At 70.6% G+C, this 19,249-nt stretch carries 13 protein-coding genes and 1 pseudogene; 11 read left to right on the top strand and 3 right to left on the bottom strand.

Annotation, left to right across the window (positions count from 1 at the left end; all coding sequences use genetic code 11):
* Positions 1 to 305 precede the first annotated feature (305 nt).
* Together ABZ478_RS37670 and ABZ478_RS37665 are read right to left on the bottom strand one after the other, a co-directional pair.
* Positions 306 to 1,856, bottom strand: coding sequence for a CATRA conflict system CASPASE/TPR repeat-associated protein (locus ABZ478_RS37670; protein ID WP_359557091.1), 1,551 nt, complete (start codon positions 1,854 to 1,856; stop codon positions 306 to 308).
* A gap of 10 nt (positions 1,857 to 1,866) precedes the next feature.
* Positions 1,867 to 2,202, bottom strand: a complete 336-nt coding sequence (locus tag ABZ478_RS37665) for a CATRA system-associated protein (RefSeq protein WP_359557089.1) — start codon at positions 2,200 to 2,202, stop codon at positions 1,867 to 1,869.
* 131 nt (positions 2,203 to 2,333) lie between these two features.
* Between ABZ478_RS37665 and ABZ478_RS37660 the strand changes: the two genes are divergently transcribed.
* The 4 genes from ABZ478_RS37660 (at position 2,334) to ABZ478_RS37645 (ending at position 10,730) form a co-directional block, all read left to right on the top strand.
* The gene (locus ABZ478_RS37660) at positions 2,334 to 4,619 is read left to right on the top strand and encodes a CHAT domain-containing protein (protein ID WP_359557088.1); all 2,286 of its coding nucleotides are present in this window, start codon (positions 2,334 to 2,336) and stop codon (positions 4,617 to 4,619) included.
* Positions 4,620 to 4,629: 10 nt separating this feature from the next.
* On the top strand, positions 4,630 to 7,875 hold the full coding sequence (locus ABZ478_RS37655; protein WP_359557086.1) for a hypothetical protein: 3,246 nt from the start codon (positions 4,630 to 4,632) through the stop codon (positions 7,873 to 7,875).
* A gap of 326 nt (positions 7,876 to 8,201) precedes the next feature.
* Positions 8,202 to 9,812: a hypothetical protein gene (locus ABZ478_RS37650; RefSeq protein ID WP_359557084.1), complete on the top strand. Its 1,611-nt coding sequence runs from the start codon at positions 8,202 to 8,204 to the stop codon at positions 9,810 to 9,812.
* A 321-nt stretch (positions 9,813 to 10,133) separates the two neighbouring features.
* Positions 10,134 to 10,730 carry an NAD(P)H-dependent oxidoreductase gene (locus tag ABZ478_RS37645; protein ID WP_359557081.1) on the top strand — a complete coding sequence of 199 codons (597 nt, stop codon included), beginning with the start codon at positions 10,134 to 10,136 and terminating at the stop codon, positions 10,728 to 10,730.
* Positions 10,731 to 10,852: 122 nt separating this feature from the next.
* Here ABZ478_RS37645 and ABZ478_RS37640 read toward each other — a convergent pair whose 3' ends face one another.
* A complete protein-coding gene (locus ABZ478_RS37640; protein WP_359557079.1) occupies positions 10,853 to 11,569 on the bottom strand; it encodes a hypothetical protein in 717 nt (238 codons plus the stop codon).
* A gap of 629 nt (positions 11,570 to 12,198) precedes the next feature.
* Between ABZ478_RS37640 and ABZ478_RS37635 the strand changes: the two genes are divergently transcribed.
* The 7 genes and pseudogenes from ABZ478_RS37635 to ABZ478_RS37605 form a co-directional block, all read left to right on the top strand.
* Positions 12,199 to 12,987 carry a GntR family transcriptional regulator gene (locus ABZ478_RS37635; RefSeq protein ID WP_359557077.1) on the top strand — a complete coding sequence of 263 codons (789 nt, stop codon included), beginning with the start codon at positions 12,199 to 12,201 and terminating at the stop codon, positions 12,985 to 12,987.
* A gap of 33 nt (positions 12,988 to 13,020) precedes the next feature.
* The gene (locus ABZ478_RS37630) at positions 13,021 to 13,248 is read left to right on the top strand and encodes a ferredoxin family protein (protein ID WP_016437651.1); all 228 of its coding nucleotides are present in this window, start codon (positions 13,021 to 13,023) and stop codon (positions 13,246 to 13,248) included.
* 14 nt (positions 13,249 to 13,262) lie between these two features.
* Positions 13,263 to 14,609 carry an ABC transporter substrate-binding protein gene (locus tag ABZ478_RS37625; RefSeq protein ID WP_359557074.1) on the top strand — a complete coding sequence of 449 codons (1,347 nt, stop codon included), beginning with the start codon at positions 13,263 to 13,265 and terminating at the stop codon, positions 14,607 to 14,609.
* Positions 14,606 to 15,532, top strand: coding sequence for an ABC transporter permease (locus ABZ478_RS37620; protein ID WP_359557071.1), 927 nt, complete (start codon positions 14,606 to 14,608; stop codon positions 15,530 to 15,532). Before ABZ478_RS37625 ends, ABZ478_RS37620 begins: the two co-directional genes overlap by 4 nt.
* The gene (locus ABZ478_RS37615; protein WP_359557069.1) at positions 15,516 to 16,310 is read left to right on the top strand and encodes an ABC transporter ATP-binding protein; all 795 of its coding nucleotides are present in this window, start codon (positions 15,516 to 15,518) and stop codon (positions 16,308 to 16,310) included. Before ABZ478_RS37620 ends, ABZ478_RS37615 begins: the two co-directional genes overlap by 17 nt.
* 11 nt (positions 16,311 to 16,321) lie before the next feature.
* Complete coding sequence (locus ABZ478_RS37610) at positions 16,322 to 19,084, top strand: fumarate reductase/succinate dehydrogenase flavoprotein subunit (RefSeq protein WP_359557067.1); 2,763 nt, start codon at positions 16,322 to 16,324, stop codon at positions 19,082 to 19,084.
* A gap of 69 nt (positions 19,085 to 19,153) precedes the next feature.
* Positions 19,154 to 19,249, top strand: a pseudogene (locus ABZ478_RS37605) (electron transfer flavoprotein subunit alpha/FixB family protein); the annotation flags it as partial.

Below are 19,249 nucleotides of genomic sequence, written 5' to 3'. Positions count from 1 at the left end.
ACGTGCCCGCGCAAGGCGTCCAGGCGATCGAGGAGAGCAGCGCGGCGAGCCTGCTCGGGGGTCAGCGAGCGCAGCCACGCGAGGCGTTCCGCCGTGGTCTCGGGGCGCGGGGGCAGGTCGCGACGGATACCGTCGGCCCGCTGGGTGAGGATGCGGCGGCGTGGGGCCGAACGCCCAGCTCCGCCTGGCCGCCCGGGTCACCGCCATCGGGCCGGCGGCCGTCGACCCCGCTACCGGCCACCCTTTCCCCGCCTGCTCGCCACCCCCGCCCAGGCAGCCGCCGTAGCACGGCGGGAACAGCAGCGTCAGGCACCTCCGCCGCGGTCGCCGCGCCCGGAGCCTGCTGCTGCCGCGGCCAGGGCGACGGCTGTCCCGGCCGCTGCACACAGCCACGTCCACCCTGGCCCCAGCGTGCCGCCTCCCAGCGCGGACGCCGCGATCCAGGCGACGGTTCCTCCCAGCGCTCCTGCCCCCAGTCTGAGCATGGCGAGCGACCACCGCCGCTCAGGCACTACGACACGCAGCACCACCAGGGAGGCCACCAGAGCCAGGGCGCCCAGGGCGGCCACGACGGCGGGTTTCACCGAGCCGGGAAGCGGAACGGTGTACTGGAGGGACTGCACGGCTGCCAGGCTCATCAGGATGGCGCCGATGGCGCCCGTCAGCCCCAGATTGACCGTCTCCTGCCGTCGCTGCAGACTGCGTTGAACCAACTGGTCGGCAAGAGCCCCGACTTGGGTGCACCGGCGCAGCGCCGCCTCCAGATACGTGACATCGTCGTCGAGGCGCTGGATGAACCACTCGGACAGCGCCCGATCGTCTGCGAACAGTCCGTCGAGATCCGGATCGCCGCTGAGGGCTTCGAGATTGGCCGCGGCGATCTCCACGGTGCGGGACATCTCCCGGCTTCGGGTCGAACGGTCGACAAGACCGCGTTCGCGAGCTTGGAGATCGACCAGAGCCCGGGACGCATCGAGCAACTCCGAGTGGCGGCTGGCTCCGCGGTGCGAGGCGTCCGTCTTCTCCAGCACGTCGCCGACGACCCTGTCCGTAGCGGCGCGCAGTCGGCCGATGCCCTCGGCCGACGCCCACACTCGCAGTTGGTAGCGGAGCTTGGCCGCGTGCAAAAGGTACTTCCCCAAGGGAGGCAGCGCGCGTGTACGCGTGGTCCAGACCCAGGCGGTCAACTCGGGGTCGCGATCGTGCGCGGCGACGACGAGCAGGCGGCGCTCATCGCGAGCATCCTGGGACGCCGAGGTCTCCCAAACGGCGAACCCTAGGGGAACCACGACGCCCGCGTACGGCCAGCCCGTCCATGCGTCGTCAGCGGTCGGCGCATGGGTACGTACGTAGGCCGTCAGCGGACCCTCCGGCGCCGCCGAGGGCACAGCCGAGAACCCGTTCGGAGGAGGAAGGGGATCCGGCTCGGCCAAGCGCGCCAGATACAGCCGGGCCGATCCGAGTACGCCTGCCTCGTGCCGCTGTGTGTTCCGAGACGCCCGCACGACCCCGGACCACTGAGCGTCCAGTTCCGCCCAGCCCAGCCCGTCGGCGGCGTCGGGCGCCAGCATGACCGACAGGCACAGGACATCGTGCTCCCGCCGGAGCGCGGCCTGCCACACCCCCGGTCCCGGTCGTTTCCTGGCCGCGAGCAGCCCCCGCGTGCCCCGGACATCCGCGCTCCCGGCGGCGCCCGGCAGGCACGTGTCCCAGCCGTCCCCCAATTCCAGCCCCGTACCAGTGCCCTCCACCGGAACGGTCATCCCGAGCATCTCGCCGCACGTGTTCCACAGATTCCTGACGAAGGCGAGAGCGTCGTGCCGGTCGTCCCCTGTGGTGACGACGAAGAGATGCACCCCCAGCGCCTCACCTTGGAGCATCCGCACCTGCGGCGTCGGCGCCCGATGCGGCGCGGGAGGCCCGGTTGTCGCTGTCCAGGGCATGTACCAGCTCGTCGAGTCGTTCGCGATGCTCCTCAGGCAGCGGCAACATGGAGCAGTCCTCCAGCCCAGAGATGCGCGCAGGGCCTACCAGCTCGACATCCCCCAGGGCCTGCTGGAAGGCAGCGAGATCTCCCGCTGCGAGCGCATCCTGCATGGCCTTCAGACCCTGTCCGACCACGTCCCAGTTCTTGGCACGGAGCTGCCAAACTTCGACATCCGCCAAGACCTCGGCAGCCATCTGCCGCAGCTCTTCCTCCATGTGCGCAGAACCTAGCGGCGCAACGGAACCGATGCGGGTCCATTCACAAAAATTGGCCAAGCGCCCATGACAGTAAGGTGGATGACTTGCCATCATGTTCCGTGGGTCCGAGACGTTGCTGCGAGGCACCTGTGGCCAGTGTTTCCTATCGACAGTCCCCCGAGCAGCAGGAGACGGAGCGTCGCGAACGAGCCCGGCTGCGCACACTCCAGCAGCAGGTCCGCGAGCGCGCGAGCCGCCGTCTGCGCGGCGACGTTCGTGTCGGGCGTGACACCCCCACGGACATGGACCGCCTGACCGTGGCGGTCGCACGCGCGAAGCCCGGGACTCGACGCCGAGCGGCCGCCGTGACGGCCCTGTCCGCAGAACTGCTCCTCCGCTTCCGGCAGAGCCCGGAGAAGGACGTGGCCGACCTCGTGACGGCGACCCGGCTGCTGTGCGAAGCGGCGGGCGGTCGGATGGCCGGGGATGCGGCCGGCCGTCCACACGCGATGGACGACGCCCGCGTGGAGCGGATCGTGGGATCGGGCAGCTCGGCGGATGCCGCGCGGGTGGCGTTGCTCGTCGAGTGCCTTGAGGAGTGGGAGGTCATCGAGCGGGTCGCACCCCAGGGCAGGTCGGGGGCGGAGATGGGGTGGGTGCCGGACCTCGACGTGCTCCGGCGGCGACTTGCCGGGATGGCCGGGGCGCCGGCTCGACAGCGGGTTCGTGCGCTGCACGCCTGCGGCAGCGCACGCGCAGCCTCGGACGGGCCCGGCGCCGGATACGAGGACATGGTCGCCGCCGTCACCCTGCTGCCCCGGACGACCGGATGGGGCGTGCCCCCCGGGGGCCCGGGATCGGCGACCGAGCAGGTCGCGCTCAAGGCCGCGATCACCGCGGACGCGGCAGCCTGCGCCATCGCCGCCGGGCGCCCGGTCGAGGCGATCGAGCTGCTGGAGACCGGCCGTGGGGTGGTGTGGGACCAGTTGCTGCACGCCACGATCCGGGCCGAGTTACGGGCCGTGGACCGACGGCTCGCCCGACGCGTGGACCGGGCCTGCCGCGATCTGGAACGGCCCGGCCGGCCCGGCGAGGCACCCGATCGCTACGCGGAGCGCGACGTGGCGGCAGAGCGGACCGCCCGCCCCGACACACCCTCCGCAGCGGTCACACGACGGTGGGGACTGGCCCTCCGGCTCACGGAGAAGGGCGCCGCGCGGCGCGAACGGCGCTGGGCGCGGGCGGCCGAACGCGCGCAGGGACTCTTGCCCGACGCCACCTTCCAAACGGTGAGCTACCTCTCCGACATCAGGCCCGCCGCCGCGGAAGGGCCCGTGGTGGCGGTGATCCTCAGCCGGTTCGGCTGTCACGCCCTGCTTGTGACGGCGGAGGACGACGCCCCGCGGGTCGTCCCGCTGCCTGCCCTGACCTTGCGGGCAGCACAACGCAACGCCCGCGGCTATCTCACCGCGTTGAACGAACTGGCCGGGGCGGAGCGGGAGGCGCGCATCCAGACGACACTGCACTGGCTGTGGGAGACCGTGGCCGCGCCCGTCTTCGCCGCGCTGGCCCTGCCCGGGCGCGCCGGGGAGAGCGGGGACGGCGAGCTCCCGCGCCTGTGGTGGTGTCCCTCCGGGCCGCTCGCGCTGCTCCCGCTGCACGCCGCCGCACCGCGGCCGGTCGCGGGCGGTACACGTGCCGGGACCTCGGAGCGGGTCGTGTCCTCGTACACCCCGACCCTGCGCAGCCTGACCTCGGCCCGCAAGGCCCGGGACCTGCGCCGGAACAGCGGCAGTGGCAAGCACGACAGTAATCGGGGCGACCGGGATCGGCTGCTCCTGGTGTCAGCAGGCAGCCGTGCCGGCCATCAGGCCCTTCCGGCAACGGCCCGCTTCCGTGACTTTCTCACCGGCCTCCTCCCGGAGGACGTACTGACCACGCTGTACGGGGCGCAGGCCACCGCCGGGAACGTGAAACGCGCGCTGGGGCGGCACAGCCGGGTCCATTTTGACTGCCACGGCCGGCAGGACCCCGTGTCGCCGGAGCGGACTGGCCTGGTGCTGCACGACCAGGATCTGACCATCGCCGACCTGGCCGAAGCCCGCGCGAGGCGGCCGGAGTTCGCCTTCCTCGCCGCATGCTCCACCGCGGCTCCGGACCGCATGGACCTCGACGAGATGATCTCCGTGACCTCCGTCCTGCACTACCGCGGCTATCAGTCCGTCATCGGCACGATGTCGCCCGTCCTCGACACCAGTACCGAGCGCGTGGCCAGGGCGGTCCACGGCCGGCTCGCCGCGTCCCGCCCCGAGGTGTGGCCGCAATCGCCGCCTGACTCTGCCGCCGCCCTGCTGCACGATGCCGTGAGCCGGGAACGACGGCGGCGTCCCCGCCACCCGAGCACGTGGGTGCCGTTCATCCATGTGGGCGTCTAGCGTGGCCCCCGTGCCCAAGTGGGCCCTCCCCGTTCTCGTCGCCGTCGCCGGCGGCGGGCTGGCCCGTACCGACCTGCTGGCCCTGACTGGTCTCCCGCCGGACGAGTTGGACGCGGCGATCGCCGCCGCCTCCAGCACCGGCCTCGGACGGGCCGCGAGCCGCTGGACCGGCAGGACCGTCCACGTGATCGCCGACGCCACGCAGCGGCAGCGGGTCACGGACGAGGCCGCGGCGCGCGTCACGGCGGACTGCGTCGCGGCCCTGCACGCGTGGGCGGAGCCGTACCGGTTGGGCGGCTGGCCCGACGGCACCCCGGAATACCTGCTGGACGGCTACTTCCACCTTCTGGAGTCGACGGGCGACGTACACCGCATGACGGCCTGCGGTACCGACCGGGCGCGGCACGCGCGGCTGCGCGCGCTGACCGGCGGCGATGTCGCCGCCCTGTACGAGGTCGCGGCCTGCCAGGCCGCCCTCGCCACCCAGGGCGCCCCCGACCTGGCGGCTGCCGCCGTCCTGGCGCTGCTCCGCGAGGAGCTGACCGGCCGCGGCGACTGGCTGCCTACCAGCCTGCCCGCGACGCTCGCTACTGCCGGCGACCCGGTACGGGCCGACCAGCTCGCCCGCTCCTTCGACGCCCCGGCTCGCAGGACTGCCGCCTTCACCGGTCTGGCTCTCGCGCTCCTGGACGAGGGCCGACTCGCTCAGGCACGGCATGCCATCGCCGAACTCATCTTCACGGTCTCCAAGTTGGGCGTATCGGACGAGAAGCTGACGGTAGACGCGGTGCTGCGGCTCGCCGCCGCGGGCCAGTGGACGTCCGCCGAGCGCGTCGCCCGGGCGGCCCCCTCACGGACGGCCAGGGTGTTCGCACTGCGCGCGCTGGTGGACGCCCAGATCGCCGCAGGCCATCTCGACCAGGCCGAACACCTCGCCCTGACCCTCACCTCCGACGACGGCGGCACCGACGGCTACCGCGGCGACGACACCGGCGGCGCCGACCGTATGGCGCTGATACCGGTGATCGCCGCGCTGGCTGCCGACGGCCAGGGCGGTGGGGCCGAGTCGCTGGCTCGCGCCTTCCCCAGCCCCGACTCGGTTCGGGAGCACGGGGGCGTCCTGGCCCTGCCCCAGCTTGCCATGGCACTCGCGGCGACCGGGCAGGACGAGCAGTTCCACCGACTCGTTCGCGTGGTGCCCGACGGGCAGACCCGTAACAGGCTGCTGGCGACCGCCGCGATGGCCGCAGCCCGCGACGTCGACCAGGCGGAGGAGGCGGCACGTTCCGTCGCCGACGATCTCGGCAGGGCAGACGCCCTGAAGGGTGTCGTCGTCCGGCTCTTGGTGGCAGGGGACACCGAACGGGCCCTCTCCGTCGCGCGGGAGATTCCCGTCGGGCCCCTTGTCCGCACGATGCGGGAGAAGATGGGCCTGTCGGATACGGAGCTCCTGCTGGATGCGCTCGGCCGCCAGGCACGGCCGGGAGTCGTGCGGGTACTCGTGGAGCAAGGCCAGCCAGACCTCGCCGAATCCTTCGTGAACCACATCTCGAACGACGGCGACCGCGTGACCGCCTCCTGCGAACTGGCCGTGGCCCTCGCCACGGCGGGCGACACGGCCCGAGCCGAAACCCTGTACGCGGAGCACCGCCGCCGCCACAGGTTCGACGGCCCGGCGGTACTCAAGGCGGTGGCCCTCACCCACCTGGAGACGGGCGCCCTCCACGAGGCCCTACGAACGGCGCACACTGCCGGCACACCGCATCTGACAAGGCAGCTTCTGTGCGACATCGCGGTGTGGCTGGTCGAGAACGGAATGACCACCGAAGCGGAACGGCTCGCGGCAAGCCCGGACGACGGCCTTGAGGGCACCGTGGCCGGTGCCGAGGGTGGGTCCATCGGCGCGCTCGGCACCAGGCCCGGGTCCCTGCTACATCACCCGGAGATGCTGGCCACGGTCGCCGCCGCAGCCGCCGCCGAAGGGGATGCGGCCACCGCCCGTCGGCTCGCGTGGCGTGCGGCGGAGTTGCCGCGGACGGAACCAGGGCTTCCCCCGCTCCGACTGCTCCTGCTCGCGGAAGCACTGGTGGAAGGGGAAGAGTACGCTTTCGCGTGCCAACTCACGGAGCGTGCGATCGCCTTGGTCGGAACCTCCAATGATGTTCTGCTCAGCCGTGCCACGGTCGTCCTGGCCCGCGCCGGGGCCCTTTCCCGGGCCGAAACGCTGGCCCGCTCCTTCTCCTTCTGGTCACACCGGGAACCCGCCCTGAAAGCCGTGGCGTCAGCGTATGCGGACGCGGGCGACGTCGCCCGGGCGCAGTCCGTCGTGGACGCCATGGACAGCGGGCGTGAACATAAAGTCCGGGCGATGGCCGCGGTCGCGACAGCATTAACGCGCACCGGCGACCGTGACCGGGCCCGGGTGGTCGCCGCGGAGGCCAAGGAAATCGCTCAGGATCTGTTCTACGGGCAGGGGCCTGCGCTCCTCGCCGTCATCGGTGCCCTGCTCGGCCTCGGCGACGTCGCCGAGGCCGAGCAGGCGGTCGGCGCGATCCGCGACTACCGCGAGCGTGAAGCGGCGCGGAAGACGGTGTCCGCGGCGCGCACGGAGCCGGTCGCCGGGGACGCGCCTCGGCGGGCGTGGCAGTCCGAGGGTCCGGGTGAGGCACCCGCGGTCGTCGCTGAGGTGGCTCGCCGGCTGAAGGAGGCGGGCGACGAGTCGGGCGCCGCCCGACTGCTCGCCGACGCTGGCGAGCACGCTCGGGGCGCGGACACTTCTTGCGACGCGAGGGGCGCAGAGGCTGGCCCCCCCGCCTGGATGTGCCGACTGCTCGCCCGCGCGCTCTGCGGCATTGGCCGGCACTGGGACTTCGTCCTCCCGAGCCTTGCCGCCCTCGACCGGACCGTCCCCGTCGCGGTCGCCGAGGCGCTGGGGCTCAACTGCCCCGCTCCGCGCGCCGTCGACCGGCGACGCGCGCGTTCCTACGCCGGGCTCACGGCGGACCAGCTCATTGCTCGTGTCGTGCTGTGCCGTCGTGCGGGCCGCACCGAGGATCCGGACCTGCTCGTCGTCCTCGAAGGGCTGCGCCGGGACTACGGCCATCACGCCTGCCCCTTCGCCGGATCCCTCGAGCGCCTCGCCTACGGAACACATGGCCCCGCTCTATTTCAGGAGGGAATGCAGCCCGACGAGGCGGAGATAGTCAGCAGGATTCTGGAACAGCTGTCGGGCGCCCCCGGCCAGCAGGCGCGCTGAACCCTCGAAGGCCTGCTTCGCTCACCATCAGGAGATACGATGGAGTCGCCGATCGCCGGCTCGGGCGCACCCGATTCACGCATCGGATGCAATTCCTCGGCGTAACCGCTCTGCTCGCCGTGGGCGCACCCGAGCGCCTGGTACCTGGTGCTCGCCGACGTCCATGCGCTGCCCCTGCCCGTCCCCGCACGCGGGCAGGTCGTGCCCTGGAAGCCGACGCCGGACCAGCTGCAGCAACGGATGAGAGGGCAGGCTGCAGCTGACCCACCGGCCTCGTCGGTGACGCGGTAGTCGCACAGGCCCTCATCGCGCCATCGGCACTCCGCATGAAGATCCGCATCGGCACGCCCAAGGCCCAGCGGCTCGCCACCGACCGGGATGGCGAACACCTCGGCCGTCGCCTGGACACACCGCCGCTTCCACTACCCACCCAGTTCCACGACGACGCGCCCGGCTCGGCGAGGAGTTCGGTGGCCGCGATGTGCCCGCGCCGCGTCGAGAACGCTCCCGGCGCACTCCGCTGGGAAGTCCACAAGCTCACCATCCGGGGGCGCAGACTCGTCGGCCGCCGTTTGGTTGAGATGCGCGATTCAAACCGCAGGTATATTTTCGAACCACCCCCCGACCACTGGCTGGTAGCCCTCACTACGCCGGGCGGTGGAACCCCCCATGGTCAGCGGCACCGACGCCACCTCGCCATGACTCGGGGTCGGCCGGGAGAGTCTCCAGCCGCAGGCCCGAGGACCGTGGCCGCTCGCAGTCAGCCCGGCGTGCTCCCCGCTCATCACCTTCCAGCTGGCCGGTTGACCAAGGAATGCGGCAGCCCTGCATACGAACACAAGGAGCCAACGACCATGGAAATGTTCACCGGTGCCTATCAGGACAACCTCGAGCCGGAGGGTGACCCGGGACGCAACAGAAGCATGCAGGATGCACTCGATTCGTTTATGAACGGACTGTCGGGCTCAGACCTCACAGCGCTGGAGCGGGTGGGTCTCACCGTGGCCGCACTGACAGGCAACGAATCACTGCCATGGGCCGGGCATCGCCACAACGAGGTCCACTATTCCGCAAGCATGGTCAAACTCTTAGCCATGTATGCCGCACATACGCTCAGATTCTTCGCTGAAGGCCTGCGCGCTGACCAGAAACCCGCCACGGCGGATGACTTTTTCGCAGCCCTGGCAAGCGAGTTCAACGGTGCGATCCGCAGCGCCACGCCTGCGAAGATCCTTGCGACGTACCCGAACGAGTCCGATGAAGCCAAGATCATTCCGGCCTATCAGACGGTTCTCGAACCGCAGCTCGACGTGAGCGGAACGCCGGTCGGTGTCGACTTCACCTTCGGCTACCGGACCCATCTCCGAGGAATGCTCATCCAACAGCAGGACGCCCCGGCGGCGGACTGCATCCACGGCGTCGCCTTCGGGTTCATGAACGCCAAGGCCGGCGACGACGGGTTCTTTGATGATGCGAATCAGCGCGGCATCTGGCTTGCAGGCGACTACATCGGGCAATGGACTCCGGTGACGATCGCATCTGTCAATGATGCGCTCGTCGCCCAGGCCACGACAGCTGTGGACATGGCGAGGCTCTTTGCGCGGATGTTCTCCGGAACCTTGGAAAGCGGCAGCCTGACCGACCTGATTCCCATGCTGACGCCAGGCGGGCGGAGCTGGTTCCATCAGCTGTTGATCTGGCCAAACGGAGATATTTCCGCCACGCACTCGAAGGTTGGAATCGGTCCGCTCAAGCGGAACGGTGCCGGCGTGATCGAGCGGGTCGTCTCGGAGGCGTTGATCGCACATGACAGAGGCCGCGACATCGATTTTGCAGTGATCTGGCAGAACCTGAAAGTGCCGGGGAATGCCACGATGCCCGAATTGCAGCCGGTCGCCAACATGGTTGAGACGACGATCAAGGCCTTCCAGCCGTAGTACTTGCGACCCCCTGCTGGACGAGTGGACGCCCGCGCGGCCTGGGCGGTGGGCGCGACTGCGGTCGGCACGTTCAGCGGCAGCACGGGGCCTTCCAAGAACCTGTACGGCGCGGCCTGTGAAGTAGCGAAGACCGCCGACACGCGGTCGGTCACCCACACGCGTCGGCGTATACCTGAATGTGCGCAGGCAGGTACGAAAGTGCTCAGATGATCCGCCGCCAGGCGGGGAGACAGCTGACTTTGTTGACCGGTTCCCTGGGCGGTCGTGACCGGCCATGATGATGATGACTACTACTGAAATTCTTTTTCTGGGGGGAAAATGTCGCGCATAGGGGTATACCTCGCGCACCCGCGACCTGGCAGCTTCAACCACGCCGTGTTCGACACCGTTGTCCAACACCTGCGCGACCTCGGCTGCGAGGTTCTCGCGCATGACCTGTGTGCTGAGGAGTTCGCACCCGGGCTGTCCGCCGACGAGACGGCGACGGTCCGATCCGCCACGGGCGCTCACGACGCGCAGGTGGCGCTCCATCAGGCGGAGGTGGCCACACTCGACGCCATGGTGTTCGTGCATCCGAACTGGTGGGGCATGCCACCCGCTGTCCTTGCAGGTTGGGTGCAGCGTGTACTCGCGCCCGGCGTTGCCTACAAACTGGGAACCCCGGAGGGGGAATCCGAAGGGCTGCTCGGAGCAGGCCGGGCCCTCGTCCTGAACACCTCCGATACCCCCGCCGGCCGCGAAGAGGCCGAGTTCGGGGACCCGCTGCAAAGGATCTGGTCGGCATGCGTCCTGCCGTACGTAGGAGTTGCCGACGTTCGCCGCGTCGTCTTCCGAACGGTCACCGACTCCTCCGATGAAACCCGCGCCTCCTGGTTGCACCAGGCACGTCACCACGCCGCCGCGCTGCTGGCCTGATACGTACGGCGCGCTGTGCACGTTCGCCTGTAACGAGCCAGGCACTTTTACGCGAACGCCACCAGCACGCAGGCCGGGATACATCGCGCGGGCTGGGTGCCGAACCAGGTTGGGCGCGGGTGTCAGTGCAGGATGCTCACGGCTCGCGCGATCACGAGGAGGGAGGTCAAGAGGGCGGAGATGCTCTGAATACTCATCATGACTTTGGCGCGAGTCGACAGTGGCATGGTGTCGGTCGGGCTGAACGCCGTGGAGTTGGTGACGGACACATACAGGTAGTCCACCAGGGTGGGAACCCAGTCCGAGGCACCGCTGGCGCCGTCGGCGACTTCTTGGACAGCGTCGTCGTTCTCGTCCTGTGAGAAACGGAAGTCCGCCAGCGGCAGCGCGGAACGGGGCGTCTGGGTGCGGCTGACAGGGCCGCCCCGGTCCAGCTCCCAGTAGGCCAGGCCGAAAACGATGATGTTGGTGAGCCAGACCTGCAGCGCCGCCACCAGCAGTGAGCGGCCGTCCTTCACTCCGGCGTACACCAATTCGTGGATCAAAATGGTCAGCGCCATGAGATTGCTGATCGCAATGATGGCTACGAGCGTCAGCGAGAGCACCCGGAAGGTTTTCGTCTGCTTCGTCAGGCGTTTCGGGTTGATCGCGATGAGCGGAATGAGCAGCAGGCACTCGAGGGCGGGCAGCACGTAACGCGGAGCGACCAACAACCGCTGCGGTAGAACCAGATACAGAGCAATCGCGGCAAGCGTCGCAACCACGGCCGGCAGCCGTGCCTCCCCTCTGCGCTCGTATCGAGGATGCCTGGTGCTCGCACCGGTACGCGTACGCGCCATACGGCCTGCTCCTTCCGTCGCTGCCACGGATAACGTCACGGCACCCACGCGTCCATCAGCGATGCAGGCCGCCGGGCATCTCCAGCATTTACCCCGATCCGTACCGTTGGATCAGCGCGGAGGGAAACCCGAGGGAGCCCGTGATCGTCGACCCGCATTCGGCCGTGTCGAGCACCTGGCCGAGATGACTCGGCCCCGCCGATGGCCGTACGAGAAGCCCCGCCGTGACGGTGGTGATGCCGAAGACCACGCGGGCTCATGTCCCCTCTCCCCCGCCCACCCCACCGAAACCTGTACTTCGCCCGGTTGATCCCGTACTCGACCGCGTGCCGCTGCTTGTAGTCGTCCTTGTCGAACTTCAGCGCCGCCCGCCACGCGATCCACGCTTGAGGCGATTGCGGACCCGGGCCGGGAGGGGGCGGGTCCTGTGCGCGCTGGGGCGCGGGTGAATCAGCTTTACGTCATCTCGCGCTGATCACCTCGTCGGTTCTCGTGGACAGGTCCCGGTGCCGGCAGATCTCCCCGCCTATCCGGCGAAACCCCAGTTCAGGTGGGCATCTGGTCGTGTGTCAGGTGGCGCAACACTCCAGCAACACCGCTTTCCCTACCGGATAGGTATGGTCCGAAGCATGTCACCCACCGACCGTATCCGAGACCACGCCGGCCAGGGCGCGACCACCGTCGCCGCCCACCGCGCACGGCGGCGGCTGCGTGCGGACCGGGCTCGCCAGCTCGCCGACCTGCTCCGCCACCAGCTCCTGGCCGGGGGGTTCCCGGACGGCGCGCTTCCTCACGAGACGACCCTCGCAACGGACTACAGCGCCTCCCGCAACACCGTCCGTCAGGCCCTCGACCTGCTGCGCGCCGAGGGTCTGGTCGAACGCCTCCCCGGTGTCGGCACGGTCGTCGTGGCCCAGAAGTACGCCCATGGACTCGACCGCCTGATGGGCCTCGCAGAGACCCTGCGCGAACACGGCCATGTCACCAACGAGGTCCGTACCGTGGGCCCCGTCCTCGCTCCGTCCCCGGTGGCCGACCGCCTGCACCTCCCACCCGGCACCGACGTTCTCTACATCGAGCGTCTGCGCCGGCTGAACGGCCTACCCTTGTCCCTCGACCTCACGTACGTCCCGCTCGACGTCGGCACCGACCTGCTCGGCGAGGACCTGGAGAACACGGACATCTTCCGGCTCCTGGAGACGCTCACCGGCACCCCTCTCGGTCACGCCGAGATCAGTCTTGAGGCGGTGAGCGCCGACGCCCACTCCGCCGCCGTACTGCAGGCACCGCGCGGTACGGCCGTTCTGATGCTGGAACGTCTCTCGTACCTCGCCGACGGCCGACCCGTCGACCTGGAATTCATCCGCTTCCGCGGCGACCGCATCTCGATGAGCGGGCTGTTGCACCGGTCCCTGTGAACACCCCGCTCGCGCATTTTTTTGGAGACAGCCATGCCATTGGCGCCCCAGCGGGCCGACGTGCCCGTGACCATCGACGAGTCGAAGTGCATCGACGGCTGCACGCTCTGCGTGGACATGTGCCCGCTGGACTCCCTCGCCATCGACGACAGCAGCGGCAAGGCGTACATGCACGTCGACGAGTGCTGGTACTGCGGCCCGTGCGCGGCCCGCTGTCCCACCGGAGCCGTGACGGTGAACATGCCCTACCTGCTCCGGTGAAAGGCCGAACTCCCATGCAACGCACAGCACTTGCCGCAGCCGCCGTCCTGCTCCTCGCCCCGCTCACCGCCTGCGGCGGCAATGCGGTGGCCGGCGGTGACGGAGCCACTGTCACGGTCACCGTCGGCTACCAGTCCAAGACCATCAACACGGTCACCGCGGGAACCCTCCTGCGCTCCCTCGGCTCCTTCGAGAAGCAGCTGAACTCCCTCCACGACGGCCGCACCTACAAGGTCGACTGGCAGGACTACGCCACCGGCGCCCCCATCACCGCCCAGATGACCGCCGGGAAGATCGACATCGGCTCGATGGGTGACTTCCCGCTGCTCATCAACGCCGCCCGCGGCAAACAGCTCGGCCGGCCCACCCACCTGGTCTCCGTCACCGGCTACAACCTCCGCGGTGGCCTCAACACCATCGTCACCGCACCCGACTCCAAGCTCACCTCCCTGCAGGGCCTGAAGGGCAAGAAGGTCTCCACCAGCGTCGGCTCCGCCGCCGACGGCACCCTCGTACGGGCCTTGCAGCGCGCCGGCATCGACCCGAACGACGGCATCGAGAAGCTCAACCAGCAGCCCGCCGTGGGGGCGTCGGCCCTCACCGCGGGAAGCGCGGACGCGCTGTCGCAGTTCGTCGCCTGGCCCGGCCTGCTCACCTACCAGGGCAAGGCGAAGGCCCTCTACGACGGCGCCCAGCTGAACCTGCCCACCTTCCACGGCGTCACCGCCCGCGAGGACTTCGCCAAGAACAGCCCGGCCGTGCTGGAGGCCTTCCTCAAGGCCCAGGCCGAGGCCACCGACTACCTCAGTACCCATCCCATGGCCGCCGCCGAGAAGGTCGCGAAGGCCACCGGCCTGCCCGCCGAGGTCGTCTACCTCTACAACGGCGCCCACGGCATCTCCACCTTCGACCCGGCCGTCAGGCCGCAGCTCGTCTCCGCGCTGAAGCAGGACGTGTCGGTCCTGAAGGCGGCAAAGCTGACCGGCGACATCGACGTGGACTCCTTCGTCGACGACCACTACGTGAAGAAGGCCCTCGGGGCGTCGTACCCGAAGCGGCTCGCCGCCTTGCCGCCCGCCGCCGCGAGCGAGGCATGGCCGAAGGGCGCCCAGGAGACCAAGGCCTTCAACTCCCCGGCTGAGCTGCTGGCCTACGTGGCCGCGCACTCCGGTGGCATCCGGGCCGCCTACGTGCCCGACGCAACCACCGGCACCCTGTGGTTCGCCGACAAGGCGGTCTGGGTGGCCGACGGCGAGAAGCTCCTGCCGTTCGTCGCCCCGGCGACCGCGCGGGCGTATGTCTCCGCGCACGGCGGTGCACGCGTCATCACGTACGCCGACGCCCTGGAGCGTGCCGCATGAGCCGGCCCGCGCCGCGAGCGGGCCGCTACCGGCGGCCGCTCCCGCCGATCGGCCGGTATGCGCTGCGGGTGGGCGCCGTCGCGGCCGCCCTCGGCCTCTGGCAGCTGCTGACCGGCCTGGACGTCGACCTGTGGCTGCGCTTCTCGCAGTTCCCCACAGTCACCGACGTGGCCCACGCCTTCGCCGACCGCCTCTCCGGCGCGGACTACTGGACGGACCTCACCGACAGCCTGACCCGCATCGTCACCGGCTTCCTGCTGGCGGCGGTGCTGGGTGTGGCGGTCGGCGTGCTCGTGGCCCGCTCCCGGCTCGCCGAGGATCTGCTGGGCCCGATCCTGGAGGTGGTCCGCCCCATCCCGGCGATCGCCCTGGTGCCGGTCGCGATCCTCCTGTTCCCCTCCAACGAACAGGGCATCGTCTTCATCACCTTCACCGCGGCCTTCTTCCCGGTCCTGGTCTCCACCAGGCACGCCGTCCGGGCGCTGACCCCCGTGTGGGAGGAGGCCGTGCTCACGATGGGCGGCGGCCGGTGGCGCATCCTCGGCTCGGTCGTCCTTCCGGGCGCGCTGCCCGGCATTTTCGGCGGCCTGTCGGTCGGCATCGGCGTCTCGTGGATCTGCGTGATCTCCGCCGAGATGATCTCCGGTCAGTACGGCGTCGGCTACCGCACCTGGCAGGACTACACGATCGTCAACTACCCCGGTGTCTTCGTCGGCATGGTCACGATCGGCGTCCTCGGCTGGCTCACCTCCACGACCGTCGAACTGTTGGGCCGACGCCTGACCCGATGGCTGCCCCGCACTTCGTACGTCCCCGGAACCCGCCCGACGGCGCCGCGCGCGCCCGCCCGGCCGGTCCCGGCCGCCGTACGCACCGACCAGCCCTCCGGCACCGAGGAGGCACGCGATGAGCACCTCGTCTGACATCAAGCCCGAACTCCGTACGGTGGACCAGGCGCCGTCGTCCGCACGCGGCACCCGGCTCACCCTCCACGCCGCCACGCTCGGCCGCCCCGACGCGCCTGTCCTGGCCGACGTCGACCTGGACATCGCGCGGGGCGAGATCCTCACCGTCGTCGGCCCCTCCGGGTGCGGCAAGTCGACGCTGCTGCGCAGCCTGGCGGGCCTGCTGCCCCCGCTGGCCGGAGAGATCGGCCAGGACGGGCGCCCCCTGGCCGGGCCCTCCGCCGAACGCGCCCTGATCTTCCAGGAGGACGCCCTCCTCCCCTGGCGCACCCTGCGCACCAACGTCGAACTCCCCCTCGCCATCCGACGCGTCCCGCGCTCCGAGCGCCGCGTCCAGGCCGAGGAGTGGCTGGTCCGGGTCGGGCTCGCCGACCACGCCCGCCAGTTGCCGCACCGCGTCTCCGGCGGGCAGCGTCAGCGCGCCCAGTTGGCCCGCGCCCTGGCCGGGCGTCCGCGTGCCGTACTCATGGACGAGCCGTTCGGCGCCCTCGACGCCCAGACCCGGGCCGGCATGCAGGACCTGGTGGTGGAGGTGCTGCGGGGCACCGGCGCGACCGTCGTCTTCGTCACCCACGACGTGGACGAGGCCCTGTTCCTCGGCGACCGCGTGGCCCTGCTCGGCGCCGGCCGCCTGCTCGCCGTACGGGACGTACCGCGCCCCCGCGACCGTACGGCCCTCGGCGACCCGGCCCGCGTGGCCCTGCGCCGCGACGTCCTCACCTCGCTCGGCACGTGAAAGGCACCCCGGTGAACCCTCGCACGAACACCCCCTCCGAGCCCCTGCGGATCCCCGCTCTCACCGACGCCGAGGAAATGACCTGCGACGTCCTCGTCATCGGCGGCGGCACCGCCGGCACCATGGCGGCCCTGACCGCCGCCGAGCACGGCGCGAACGTCCTCCTCCTGGAGAAGGCGCACGTCCGTCACTCCGGCGCCCTCGCGATGGGCATGGACGGCGTCAACAATGCGGTCATCCCGGGCCGCGCCGAGCCCGACGACTACGTCGCCGAGATCACCCGCGCCAACGACGGCATCGTCGACCAGTCCACCGTCCGCCAGACCGCCACCCGCGGCTTCGCCATGGTGCAGCGGCTGGAGTCGTACGGCGTCAAGTTCGAGAAGGACGAACACGGCGAGTACGCGGTCCGCCAGGTCCACCGCTCGGGTTCCTACGTGCTGCCGATGCCGGAGGGCAAGGACGTCAAGAAGGTCCTGTACCGGCAGCTGCGGCGGCGCGAGATGCGCGAGCGGATCCGCATCGAGAACCGTGTGATGCCGGTGCGCGTACTCACCGCCGCCGGGCGAGCCGTGGGGGCGGTCGGCTTCCACACCCGCACAGGTGCGTTCGTCACTGTCCGCGCGGGCGCGGTGATCCTGGCGACCGGCGCCTGCGGCCGCCTCGGTTTGCCCGCCTCCGGCTACCTCTACGGCACCTACGAGAACCCCACCAACGCAGGCGACGGCTACGCCATGGCCTACCACGCGGGCGCCGAACTCACCGGCATCGAGTGCTTCCAGATCAACCCGCTGATCAAGGACTACAACGGCCCCGCCTGCGCCTACGTCGCCAACCCCTTCGGCGGCTACCAGGTCAACCGGCACGGCGAACGCTTCGTCGACTCCGACTACTGGTCCGGCCAGATGATGACCGAGTTCGCGGCCGAGGTCGCGAGCGACCGGGGCCCGGTCTACCTGAAGCTGAGCCACCTTCCAGAGGAGTCGATCTCGGCCCTGGAGTCCATCCTCCACTCGACCGAGCGCCCGACGCGCGGCACTTTCCATGCCGGCCGGGGCCATGACTACCGCACCCACGACGTCGAGATGCACATCTCGGAGATCGGCCTGTGCGGCGGCCACTCGGCCTCGGGCGTACGGGTCGACGACCACGCCCGTACGACCGTCCCCCGCCTGTACGCCGCCGGCGACCTGGCCTGCGTTCCGCACAACTACATGATCGGCGCATTCGTCTTCGGTGACCTGGCCGGAGCGGACGCGTCCCAGTATCGGTCCTACGAAGGCGAGTTGCCGGAGGACCAGCTGCGCGAGGCGCACGAGCTGGTCTACCGCCCGCTGCGCAACCCGGACGGCCCACCGCAGCCCCAGGTCGAGTACAAGCTGCGCCGCTTCGTGAACGACTACGTCACCCCGCCGAAGTCCGGCGCCCGTCTCTCCCTCGCTCTGGAAGCCTTCGAGCGGATGCGGGACGACTTGGCCGCGATGGGCGCCCGAACCCCGCACGAACTCATGCGCTGCGCCGAGGTCACCTTCATCCGCGACTGCGCGGAGATGGCCGCACGCGCCTCCCTGGCCCGTACCGAGTCCCGCTGGGGCCTCTACCACGACCGCATCGACCACCCGCGTCGCGACGACGCGTCCTGGTTCCACCACCTCGACCTGCACAAGTCCCCCTCAGGCGCGATGGAGTTCACGTCCCGTCCCGTGGCTCCCTACCTGGTCCCGGTCGACGGCTTCGCCCCGGCCGCCGGCCCCTCCCGGCACATCGGCGAGGTCCACCCGGAACGTGTGGCGACGGCAGGGGCCCGGGAAGCGGCGCCGGTGGCGTCGCGGCAGGAGCCCACCGTGCCCGACACAGCCGCCCACCCCCGGGCCGACACGGACGCGCAGGCCACACCTCGCCTGCTCGAACTCCTCTCCCTCGCAGAGGACGAGCCTGATCTCTCCGTGCTCGCCGACTACTTGACGGACCCCGATTCCAGCGTGCGCCGGACGGCCGTCACGGTCCTGACGGAGATCGTGCCGCCGGGCACCGGACCGGCACTGGCTTCGGCGCTCACCGATCTCGACGCCGGCGTCCGTGCCGCCGCGGTCGCCTCACTGCGCGAACTGGTCGAGACGCTGCAGCCGGAACCGGCCCTGCGCGACGGCCTCGCCGCAGCCCTGTCCGAGGCCGACCCCGCCGTCCGCGCGGCCGCACTGGACGTGCTGCGTGCCCTGCGGCTCGGCGACGCCGAACTGTTCGCGCACTCCCTGTCGGACACCGACATCGCCGTACGCATCGCGGCCGTGCGCGCGCTGGTGTCGGTCGACGCCTCCGTGGAGGTGGCCCGCGCGGCGGCCGTCGATCCGTCCCGCGAGGTCCGCGTCACGATCGCCAAGTCCCTGGCCACCATGGGCACAGGCTCGGACGTGGCCCGCTCGGCCCTCGCCGCGCTCGTCGACGATCCGGACGCCCTGGTACGGGGGGCCGCCTACGAAGCTCTGGGCACGACGGGCTGCCCGGTGGCCCTGGCCGCTCGCGCCGAGGCCGCCTTGGCAGACCTGGCCTGGCAGGTCCGGGCCGGCGCAGCCACCGCTCTGTCCGTCGCAGACCCCGACCTGGCCGTCCCGGCCCTCGCCAAGGCCCTCACCGACCTGAACGCCGACGTCCGCAAGGCCGCCGTACTGGCCCTGACCCGGCACCGTGCCGTCGAGGACGCCCGAGCCGCCCTGGCCACCGCGACGACGGACTCGGACGCGGATGTCAGGGCCTATGCGGCGCGGGCGCTGTGACGGCGACCTCCCGTGCGGCCAGGAGGCGTCCCGTGTTCTGCGGGACGTACCGCCACGTTGGTGCCGAGCGTGCTGACCCTGGCCCGCCGCATCGGCGAGCCCGTCGCGGTCGCGCTGGGCAACGGCGCCGCCGACACCGCCGCCACGCTCGCCGAGCACGGCGCG

It is taken from the genome of Streptomyces sp. NPDC005706, from assembly GCF_040631045.1.
Taxonomy (GTDB): domain Bacteria; phylum Actinomycetota; class Actinomycetes; order Streptomycetales; family Streptomycetaceae; genus Streptomyces.
The sequence above is the reverse complement of the archived record's forward strand: the minus strand, read 5'-3'. Positions and strand labels throughout refer to the sequence as shown.

Bases quoted from the DNA above. Each gene is read 5' to 3' on its own strand.
- ABZ478_RS37635 (WP_359557077.1), top strand. From the start codon at position 12,199: ATGTCACCCACCGACCGTATCCGAGACCACGCCGGCCAGGGCGCGACC.
- ABZ478_RS37640 (WP_359557079.1), bottom strand. From the start codon at position 11,569: ATGGCGCGTACGCGTACCGGTGCGAGCACCAGGCATCCTCGATACGAG.
- ABZ478_RS37625 (WP_359557074.1), top strand. From the start codon at position 13,263: ATGCAACGCACAGCACTTGCCGCAGCCGCCGTCCTGCTCCTCGCCCCG.
- ABZ478_RS37665 (WP_359557089.1), bottom strand. From the start codon at position 2,202: ATGGAGGAAGAGCTGCGGCAGATGGCTGCCGAGGTCTTGGCGGATGTC.
- ABZ478_RS37645 (WP_359557081.1), top strand. From the start codon at position 10,134: ATGTCGCGCATAGGGGTATACCTCGCGCACCCGCGACCTGGCAGCTTC.
- ABZ478_RS37630 (WP_016437651.1), top strand. From the start codon at position 13,021: ATGCCATTGGCGCCCCAGCGGGCCGACGTGCCCGTGACCATCGACGAG.
- ABZ478_RS37620 (WP_359557071.1), top strand. From the start codon at position 14,606: ATGAGCCGGCCCGCGCCGCGAGCGGGCCGCTACCGGCGGCCGCTCCCG.
- ABZ478_RS37650 (WP_359557084.1), top strand. From the start codon at position 8,202: ATGAAGATCCGCATCGGCACGCCCAAGGCCCAGCGGCTCGCCACCGAC.
- ABZ478_RS37615 (WP_359557069.1), top strand. From the start codon at position 15,516: ATGAGCACCTCGTCTGACATCAAGCCCGAACTCCGTACGGTGGACCAG.